At 69.8% G+C, this 1,346-nt stretch carries 2 protein-coding genes; both read left to right on the top strand.

Going from position 1 to position 1,346, the window contains the following annotated elements; translation table 11 throughout:
- Nucleotides 1-129 precede the first annotated feature (129 nt).
- Nucleotides 130-456 carry a transposase gene (locus BXY45_RS22770; RefSeq protein WP_109776816.1) on the top strand — a complete coding sequence of 109 codons (327 nt, stop codon included), beginning with the start codon at nucleotides 130-132 and terminating at the stop codon, nucleotides 454-456.
- A gap of 29 nt (nucleotides 457-485) precedes the next feature.
- Nucleotides 486-1,346, top strand: an 861-nt coding sequence (locus BXY45_RS22765) for an IS3 family transposase (protein WP_146211352.1), incomplete at its 3' end; no start/stop codon positions are given.

Genomic DNA, 1,346 nt, shown 5'->3' with positions numbered 1-1,346 from the left:
CTGATCGTGGGGTGCTGGGACCGGTACCGCTGGGAGAACCGGCCTCGCTCCAAGCGCATCCGCGCAGCATGATCACACCTACTGGCGGACGTTCTTAAGTAGAGGCTCTGATCTGACGAGGACTGAGCCATGCCGGCACCACGCAAGTACCCCCCGGAGCTGCGGGAGCGAGCGATCCGCCTCGTGCTGGATGCCCGCGCCAGCGAAGCCGAGCTGTCCTTGAACGCTGCCTGCCGCAGGATCGCCCCGATGGTCGCGATCCCCGTGGACACCCTGCGGGGCTGGTGCCAGCGCGCGGAGGTCGACGCCGGCAAGCGCCCGGGGCTGACCACCGACGCGGACCAGCAGATCCGCGCCCTGCAGCGTGAAGTGAGCGAGCTGCGCCGCGCCAACGAGATCTTGCTGGCAGCGTCAAGTTTCTTCGCGCGGGAGCTCGACCCGCGTCTTCCCTGGTAGCAGCCGGTGAGGTCGGTCTGGGTGAGCAGGTGAACACCCTGCTGACCCAGGCCGGCGACCGTGCTCACACCCCTGCTGACCCTCCTGCTGACCCTCCTGCTGAAGAGCCCGCGCGCACTGCCGCGGAGCAGGACGCCAGCACTGAGGAACCCGCCGTCGATCCTGCCGTCCACGAGGCCGCGATCGACCTTGCCGGCGAGCCCGTGGGTGGGCCTGGTCTGCAGGTTCGTGCTCGCGGTGCTCGTCGGGAGTTCCCCGTCCTGCTGCTGGTGGCCTTCATCGACTCCGTGCGCGAGCGGCACGGGGTCGAACCGGTCTGCCGGGTGCTCAGTGAGTACATCGCCCCGATCCATCCGAGCACCTACTACGCCGCCAGGTCCCGTCCGGCTTCGGCGCGGGCGCTGCGCGATGCCTACCTGGGCGGGCATATCAGCCGCCTGTTCCACGACAAGGACGCCGGTCGGGGGCTGGCCGGGGCCCGCAAGATGACCCACCTGCTGTCCAAGGAGGGCATCAGCGTGGCCCGCTGCACCGTGGAACGGCTCATGAAGAGCGCTGGGCTGAAAGGAGCCCGCCGGGGCCGGCGGTATGTCACCACCCGCCCCGGGCAGCCCTCCACCACCGCCGCACGGCCCGCTGACCTGGTACGACGCGACTTTGACGCGTCCGCCCCGAACGAGTTGTGGCTGGTCGACTTCACCTACATCCCCACCGCGACGGGGATGGTGTTCACCGCGTTCGTCTCTGATGCCTGCACCCGGGCGATCCTGGGCTGGCGCACCACGGCCCGGCACGACACCGACCTGCCGCTGGACGCGCTGGAGATGGCGCTGTGGGTACGCGCCAACCCCACCAGCGCCCTACCCGAGGGCAGCAGCAAGCAGGAGGAG

This window comes from Quadrisphaera granulorum (genome assembly GCF_003149145.1).
Classification (GTDB): Bacteria; Actinomycetota; Actinomycetes; order Actinomycetales; family Quadrisphaeraceae; genus Quadrisphaera; species Quadrisphaera granulorum.
Note: the sequence above shows the minus strand (reverse complement) of the source record. Positions and strands in the feature narration are given on the sequence as shown.